Source organism: Arthrobacter sp. 4R501 (assembly GCF_002929755.1).
Classification (GTDB): Bacteria; Actinomycetota; Actinomycetes; order Actinomycetales; family Micrococcaceae; genus Arthrobacter.
Genome location: NZ_PJIW01000037.1, coordinates 1 through 8,109, shown reverse-complemented (window position 1 = coordinate 8,109; position 8,109 = coordinate 1). Strand labels below are relative to the sequence as shown.

7 protein-coding genes are annotated in these 8,109 nt (G+C 63.9%); 1 reads left to right on the top strand and 6 read right to left on the bottom strand.

The window, feature by feature from the left end; all coding sequences use genetic code 11:
• A partial coding sequence (locus tag CXR02_RS21655; protein WP_219816478.1) for an APC family permease occupies nt 1-1,562 on the bottom strand: 1,562 nt, incomplete at its 3' end.
• A 128-nt stretch (nt 1,563-1,690) separates the two neighbouring features.
• On the opposite strand from CXR02_RS21655, the gene CXR02_RS21650 reads away from it, so the two are divergent.
• Nucleotides 1,691-2,362 (top strand): TetR/AcrR family transcriptional regulator, encoded by a 672-nt coding sequence (locus CXR02_RS21650; protein WP_104063872.1) that lies wholly within the window; start codon nt 1,691-1,693, stop codon nt 2,360-2,362.
• Between the two features lie 514 nt (nt 2,363-2,876).
• Here the strand turns inward: CXR02_RS21650 and CXR02_RS22525 are convergent.
• From CXR02_RS22525 to CXR02_RS21630, 5 genes are all read right to left on the bottom strand, one after another.
• Complete coding sequence (locus CXR02_RS22525; RefSeq protein WP_181037332.1) at nt 2,877-3,035, bottom strand: hypothetical protein; 159 nt, start codon at nt 3,033-3,035, stop codon at nt 2,877-2,879.
• Nucleotides 3,032-4,234 (bottom strand): acetyl-CoA C-acyltransferase, encoded by a 1,203-nt coding sequence (locus CXR02_RS21645; RefSeq protein ID WP_104063871.1) that lies wholly within the window; start codon nt 4,232-4,234, stop codon nt 3,032-3,034. The genes CXR02_RS22525 and CXR02_RS21645 overlap by 4 nt, the downstream gene beginning before the upstream one ends.
• A gap of 278 nt (nt 4,235-4,512) precedes the next feature.
• Nucleotides 4,513-6,087: an AMP-binding protein gene (locus tag CXR02_RS21640; protein ID WP_104063870.1), complete on the bottom strand. Its 1,575-nt coding sequence runs from the start codon at nt 6,085-6,087 to the stop codon at nt 4,513-4,515.
• Nucleotides 6,088-6,406: 319 nt separating this feature from the next.
• Entirely contained in the window at nt 6,407-7,396 is a 990-nt protein-coding gene (locus CXR02_RS21635; RefSeq protein ID WP_104063869.1) for an NAD-dependent epimerase/dehydratase family protein, read from the bottom strand.
• Nucleotides 7,393-8,109, bottom strand: a 717-nt coding sequence (locus tag CXR02_RS21630) for an SDR family oxidoreductase (protein WP_104063868.1), incomplete at its 5' end; no start/stop codon positions are given. The genes CXR02_RS21635 and CXR02_RS21630, both read right to left, overlap by 4 nt.

Genomic DNA, 8,109 nt, shown 5'->3' with positions numbered 1-8,109 from the left:
ACACCCTCCTTGATAAGCGCCCGCGCCATGACCATCGACGACGGCCCGCCCCCGACCAGGCAATAACGGCGCGTGTACACCACCGGAGCACTGTCCGACGCTACCTGGGTGCGTTTGCGCAACTGGGAGGATGCGAGAGCTGCGTAGGCGGCGGGCTTGCGGCGCTTGAGCCGCACCGTCACTGCAGCCCCGATCGCTGCGGCGACGAGGAGAAGGACCGGCACCATATTCATGAACGAGTCTGTCGATCCGATGAGAATGTCGTAGTTGAGAGCCGCGAGGACGAAGGCTGAACCGAGACCGGCGAAGCCGATGATGGGCGCGATGACGGAGCGCCACAGGGAACGGTCTTTACGGTTCCAGAAGAAGACCAGCACGGAGAGTGCCGTGAGTGCCTGGACGAGAATGATGCCGAGTGTCCCGAGGCCCACGAGGCTCACGGCGATCACGACATAGGGGTCGGCGCCGAAGAGGCCCAGGACGACCAGGACGATCACCGTCAGCACGGTCATGACCGCGCTGCCGATGTGCGGGCTGAGGTGTGTCGGGTGGTACTTGCCCAGAGATTCGGGCAGAACGCCCTCGCGGCCAAGGGCGAACAGGTAGCGGCTCGCGGCGTTGTGAAGTGCGACAAAAGAAGCCAGGAGACTGGTGCACAGCAGCACGGCTGTCGCGCTGAACAACGTCTCGCCACCGAATTGAGTGGCGAGCGTGAAGACGAAATCACCGAGCTCAGTCTGTGCCAACGCTGGGGCAGTTGTGCCGCCGGCGGCACCGATGATGATCCAGGCTGTGATGACGTAGAAGACGGCAATGGTGCCGACGGAAATGTAAAGGGCACGGGGAATCGTGCGTGAGGGATTGTCGGTCTCTTCGCCATAGAGAGCCGCCGACTCGAATCCCACGAAGCTTGTGAACGCAAACATTACGGCGATCCCGACCGAGCCGGACAGCATTTGCGCGGGTTCAAATGATTGCAGCGGGAACGCCGCCGCGCCTTTGTCCCCGACGACGAGCAGGTCAAACACGATCAGCACCAGAAACTCCGCGATCATCAGAACGCCGAGTATGTTGGCGGAGACATCCGCACTGCGATAGCCGAGGAAGGCCACGATTGTGACCGCCACGGCCGAGTAGACGTACCAGGGAAGATCAACGCCTTCGCTCTGGAGCACCAGCATGGTGAAATAGCCGAACGACGCGGCAAGCCCGATCGCGAGGGCCGCGTAACCGACAACCGCCACGTATGCGCTGGCGATGCCCGTCGGTTTACCGAGCGCCCGTGCGATATAGGTATAGAACGCACCGGAGTTGACGACCCGCTTGCTCATCGCTGCGTAGCCGACGGCAAAGCACAAGAGCACTACGGCGGCAGCGATGAACGTTGCCGGCAACCCGATGCCGTTACCGCGCAGGAGCGCCAATGGCACGTTGCCGATCATGGCGGCCATCGGCGCTGCCGCGGCTACCACCAGGAACACGACCTGACGGGTGGAGAGGAGGCGACGACGGATCGTCCCATCACTGTTTCGCCTCTTCATTCGCGCTGCTTTATTTGTCATTGGCTGGACACTTTCTCTCGTTGAGACTGCCGCCCGATGACCGCTGGACGTGTATAAAAGATACCTGAGTCACATGACCAGTTCAAGTGTCCAGTTCGGTTGATTTATGATCGTGGCATGATGGAAACATGACTGTAAACGCGAAATCTCGGGAGCGCTCCTCGGACGGAAGGCGCACCGAACTGATCGACGCAGCGCTGCGCGTCCTTGCCCGGGACGGTGTTGCATCGGCCACTACCCGCAGGATCGCCGACGAAGCCGGTCTTCCCTTGGGGGCTGTACACTACTGGTTTGCCGGCAAGGACGACCTGATGGAAGCCGTGATCATCGATGTGCTCGACAAGCTCAGCGCCGCGATGGAACAGGCCGCCGCAGCAAGCAATGGCACGACGCTCCTCGATTCACTTCGAGCCGCGTGGCGCGTCGTGGAGGACGACGATCCAGGAGCGCAGCTGGCGCTCTACGAGCTCACGAGCCTCTCGATCAGGACTCCGGCGATGCGGGACCTTGCACGCCGGCAGTACGCGCTGTACCGCGAAACCGCAAAGCGGATCACCGACAACTGGATCAGAGCGTCCGGGGCCGATCTACCCGGAGGACCAGAGGTCGTCGCACAACTGTGCTCGGTCGTCTTCGACGGCATGTCCATCGCATGGCTGGCAGATCCGGACGGCTGGAACCCCGATGACGTATTCGTCCTCTTATCGCACCTGCTCTCCACAGCCGCCGCCGACGCGCCGCTTGACCCCGGGGTGAGTGGCTTCATAAACAGCCCAATACGGCGAGAGTCGGGGAGTTAGGTCGTATCGCTCCTTAGGGAGGCCGTCGATCGGCGTTTGACCCTCAAGGGGGTAAACATCTTCCGGCCGATCCGCCGGTCGGCCCCGTGGCATGCCTTGACCATACGAGCCATTCCCAAGCACAGCGGACCAGACACGCTGAACCGGGATGTGATTGGATCGGCGTGGTTTTGCAGTTCCCACCGCCTGCGCCGACGCGTGATGATGCGGTCGGCCCACGCCAGAAAGCTCAGGGGCCCGGCTATAACCAGTAGAGGGTGAATACGACTGTCTGGCCAAGGAACATCGGCGCGGCCACTCCGAGGGTGGCGGCGTAGGAGAGCGCCAAACTCAGGGTTGAGGGCCCAGCCGGGCCATCGCGCGGGCGGATGCCGGATCATCGAGCCCCTTCATGGCGGTGAGGTCCGCGCCAGCGACGAAAGAGCGGTGCCGGGCCGGTGACGCCGACGCCGGCGAGCTCCCCGGACGCCGCCCGCTGCCTAACTCTTTCCAGCAGGGTGCACAGTTCCAGCAGCTACCCGGGGCTGAACGTGGCGGGCTTCCGGTCGTTGCTGTTCACGATCGCGATCAGGGCGAAGATGCCGGCCCCGGCAGAGGGATTTCCCTTAGCTCGGCGTGGGTGAGTTCTCACCGGGAACAGGCCGCCCCATGCCGCGAAGTCCGCCGCGTTCATTTGGCGCTCCGGAGAATCAGGGCGTCGCCTTGGCCACCGCCACCGCAAAGGGCAACAACTCCAGTGCCGCCGCCCTGGCGCTGTAAGGCCAGGGCCTGGTGGAGCACGAGCCGTGCGCCGGAGGCACCGACCGGATGGCCCAAGGCGATGGCGCCGCCGTCGGCGTTGATGCGGTCGGTTCCGATGCCCAGGTCCTTGGCAGATTGGATGACCACGGAGGCGAAGGCCTCGTTGATTTCAATCAGGTCCAGATCATCGACAACCAAGCCTTCGCGCTTGAGTGCCGCCTCGATGGCGCGCGAGGGCTGGGAATGCAGGGAACCGTCGGGGCCAGCGGTCTGGCCGTGCGCTCCGATCTCGGCGATCCATGCCAGCCCGGCCGCTTCGGCCGCAGCCTTGCTGGCGATGATCAGGGCGCACGCACCGTCCGAGAGCGGGGATGACGAGCCGGCCGTGACGGTCGCGTCAGACCTGGTGGAGAAGGCGGGTTTGAGCGTGGAGAGTGCCTCCGCCGTGGTTTCCGGGCGGATGGCCTCATCGGCGTCCAGTGTCAGCGCGGGACCTTTTCGCTGCGGGACGTCGACGGGGGTGATTTCGGCATCGAAGATGCCGGCTGCGCGTGCGGCGTCGGCGCGCCGGTGAGAACGGGCGGCCAGTTCGTCCTGGTCCTCGCGGCTGATGCCGCGGGCGGCGTTTCCGGCGTCGGTGGCGGCGCCCATCAACTCACCGCTGAACGGATCCTGCAGCCCGTCATGATTGAGCGAGTCGACCAGAGTAGTGTCCCCGATGGTGATTCCGGCCCGCAGTCCTTTGGCGAGGTGCGGAGCATTGGTCATGGACTCTTGCCCGGCGGCCACGACGAAGTCAGCCTCACCCGAGCGGATCATCCGGGCGGAATCGATGACGGCGGTCAGGCCGGAGAGGCAGAGCTTGTTCACCGTCACAGTGGGCACGTCCCAGCCGATGCCGGCGGCCAGGCTGGCCTGCCGGGCGGGGCCCTGGCCCGCGCCCGCCTGGATGACCTGCCCGACGATGACGGCTTCGATCTGCTCGGCGGCGACGCCGGCGCGCTCCAGGGCCGCGCGGATGGCGTGGGCGCCGAGGTCGCTGGCGGACAGCGGGGCAAGGCCGCCGCGGAACCGGCCGAAGGGGGTGCGTGCCCCGCCGAGAATGACGGGGACTCTGTTATCTGAGCTCATGGGGTTGCCTTTCGAGGCGGAAGCAGTAAAACCATGAAGGGGTGATGGACCGCTGCCCGAGATGCCGGCTGGATCGCCTCAATGTCGGCCAGGTGCCCGGGCGACGCGGTTGGCGAGCAGGATGCCGTTGCCGCCGAGCAGATTCCTCGTGTTGGAGGCAATGGAGGGGACGGTTCTCGTGCTGCACCGGGCGGGCTCGTCCGCCTAGTGCAGCACGGGATGACGCCCCGTTGGCGAACGTTGTTCACCAACGGGGCAATGTAGTTTTGGCCCGTCGTTCAGCGTCCCCTCAAGTTCTTCCGAAGGATTTTGCCGGCGGCGGACTTTGGTACGGCGTCGATGAAGGCCACGGCGCGGACTTTCTTGTGAGGCGCGACGTGCGATGCCACGAATGACATCACGGCGTATTCGTCGATGGAGCAACCATCGCGTCGAACGACGAAAGCCTTGGGAATCTCTTGCCCGTCGTCATCCCGTGACCCGACGACGGCCGCATCGAGGATCTCGGGATGAGTCAGCAGCAACGCCTCAAGCTCGGCCGGTGCGACCTGGTGCCCTTTGTACTTGATCAGCTCCTTGAGGCGGTCGACGATATAGAACTCACCGTGTTCCCCGACGGTCGCGATATCGCCGGTATGCAGGAAGCCATCCTCGTCAATCGTCTCGCGCGTTGCATCTTCTCGCCCAAGATAGCCGAGCATGACATTGGGCCCGCGCACCCACAGCTCGCCCGGAGCGCTGTGCCCGCCGACAGGCTGCACGATCTCCTCGCCGGTTTCCACCGACATCAGCTTCGCTTCGAGATTCGCGACCGGCACTCCCACCGATCCGAGGGAGAGGTGATCACCGTCCGCGGGCAGCACGTGGGTGACAGGACTGGCCTCACTCATGCCATAGCCCTGACGCATCCGTGTGTTCAATCGGTTCTCGACGGCCGCCATGAGCGCCGCGTCGATCGGGGCGGCGCCGGAGAGGATGGCGCGAACGCTCGTCAGATCGTATTGGTCGATGAGCGGGTGCTTCGCCAGTGCGACCGCGAGGGGCGGCGCGATGAACAGGTAGGTGCACGAGTGATCCTGAGTGATGCGCAGGAACTCGGGCAGATCGAATCGCGGCATCGTGACCAGCGTTGCGCGCCGTTCCAACGCAATATTGAGCAGCACGGTCATCCCGTAGATGTGCGAGAACGGAAGAAGCGCAAGCACACGGTCGGTGGCTTCGACATCGACGGCCGCACGGACCTGGCAAACGTTCGCGACCAGGTTCGAGTGGCTGAGCTGCACGCCCTTCGGTATTCCCGTCGTTCCAGAGGAATACGGCAGCACAGCGACGTGGGTAGCCGGGTCGAACACGAGATCGGGCGCAGGCGCGCCCTGGCCGAGCAGATCGGCAAGACTCGGGTGTCCATCCATTCCGTCCAGCACGATGACGGCCTCGGCCATCAACCCGACCGCGTCCGCTGCGACCTTGGCCTGCTCGTAGATGGACCTCATGGTCACGAGAGTCCGCGCGCCGGAGTCCCGCAATTGCACGGTGATCTCCTCCGCCGTGTACAGCGCGTTCACTGTGGTCGCGGTCGCTCCGGAACGCAAGATTCCGTGAAAGGTCGTAGCGAATTCCGGCACGTTCGGGCAATGCAGCGCAACCACGGAACCCACCCCAACTCCGCGGGCGGCAAGTGCCCCCGCCAGCAGGATGCTGCCTTCCGCGAGTTCGCCAAACGTTGTTTCCGCTCCAGTTGTGCCATCGACGATGGCAGTGCGGGCAGCGTCCTCGTCGCTCAGGGTACCGAAAAGGAATTCGAAGACGGATGTGTTCGGAATGACCTGGTCAGGATAGGGGCTGCGGTACATGGTGATCTCCTTCGATCAGTCAGCATTAGTTGATGGAATGGTTAGCGGGCAGCATGGGCAGGTGCGCTGCATATGAGCTGATGGGCTGAAGTCATCTTCGCTTCCGCCGCGGAGTACCCAGGGTTCAAATAAGCGCTCGTAGATGTCGGGGATCACACTCACAGCAAGTGTCGGAGACCAGGAGAAGCGCATGATCCGAACCGAAGAGGGCACGGAATGAGTGCACCTGGCTGCCGGTCTGCCGGCAGCCAGGTGCAAAGTGGCTCCTTCGCCTAGTAGAGCTGTGTAAGTACTTGCGTTACATTGCGTGTGGTCCGACTCACGCTGTCGCAGGGATATTGACGTCGTACCACTTCGCCGCGTCGATGATGGCTGTGTCCAGATTTCCCGGGGCATAGTCGAGTTCGTTCTTGGCTTTGGTCCAGTCAGATGCCTGGGGCGACGAAAGGTAGCGTGCGAGGCCCGGGTCCATGTCGGGTGCCCGATGTGTGAACCGTGCACCCAGGTTGGCGGCGTGTCCGTAGGCGATCAGGGCCCGTCTCGGCAGCGCGATCGGTCGACGCTTCGCGCCGACAATCTCTGCCATGCGCTCGAACACGGCTGCGTACGTGAGATTGTGCCCGCTGAGGTTGTAGCCCGCTCCGGCTGTTCCCTTGGTGGCCGCTGCGACCATGCCGGAAGCGACTGACCGCACGTCGCAGAACGACGACGCACCGGGGAAGGAGAAGGTGTGTTTGCCTTGTTGCATGTCCCGGATGATGCGTCCTAATTGCAACGTATGGTCGAACGGGCCGATCATGAATCCGGGATAGACGACCACGACGTCGAGGCCCTCAGCAAGGTAGGCCCGCACGGCTTGCTCGCCCGCGACCTTGGTATCGGCGTAGTCGTAGCCCATGCCGGTGAGCGAGGAGGGTCCCGGTCCTTCGGGAAGAGCAGCCCCGCTGGGGTCGAAGCCATGGACGTCCAGCGTGCTGGTGTGAATGAAGCGCCGCACGCCGGCAGCCAGACTCGCCTTCGCGAGATTCCCCGCCATGGTGATGTTGACCTTTCGGCGCCGGGCGGCAAACTGGCTCCAGGTCGAGGTGTCCCCGGCGACGTGGAAGACCCATTCCTGTCCGGCGACTAAGCGTTCTGCCTCTCCGGCTGCCGTGAGGTCACTGAGATCGATGGTGAGGGGCAGATCCTGGATCCATCGGGTTGCCGACCCTGGCGATCCGGTCGCTGTCACCTCGTGGCCAGCATCGAGCAGTTCGCGGACAAGATTGGCGCCAACAAAACCTGTCGCACCCGTGACGAGGCATTTCATGCGCTTGCTCCGATCCGTTTGGTTGCCAGGTACTTACTTTGTCCACGCCGTCCCATCGACTCCAAAGGCCCGAGAATGCGCGGAAGGATCCAGGGAAAGCACTGCAGGAAGCGCGACAGGATGCTGTCGCTGTAGGGGAGGTAATTCTCGAGACGCTTGCTTCTGAGTGCCAGGTCGAACATATTCACAACCTCGTCGATATGGCTTACCCTGCCGACGAAGTTCAGCAGGCTTCCGTCGTGGGTGGCTTCGTGGTACAGCATCGGCGTGTCGACGGCGCTGGGATAAATCCCGCTCACTGCGACCGCGGTGCCGCGCAGTTCCGCTTTGAGGGAAGCCAGGTACGCCCGCAGCCCCGCCTTCGCTGCCGCGTAGGCGGCTGATCCCGGCATGGCCAGGATGCCTCCCATCGACACGGTGGCGAGGATGTGCCCCTGATTCCTGGCCCGGAAGACTCGCGCCGTGACATTTGCCAGCGCGAGGACGCTGAGGAGCATGATCTCCAGCTGGAACTCGAGATCGGGGGTCGACGTGTCTGCGGCGTCTCCTGGGATGATTACCCCGGCGTTGAAGACGACGACGTCGAGGCGGCCGCCCCATTCGTGCTCAATTCGGTCCGAGAGTTCCGCTACCGAGCTTCGGTCGCTGAGGTCGCAGGCCACCGCGATCGCACCCGCGCCGATTGCTGCGGTAGCTCGCTCGGCCAGCTCGAG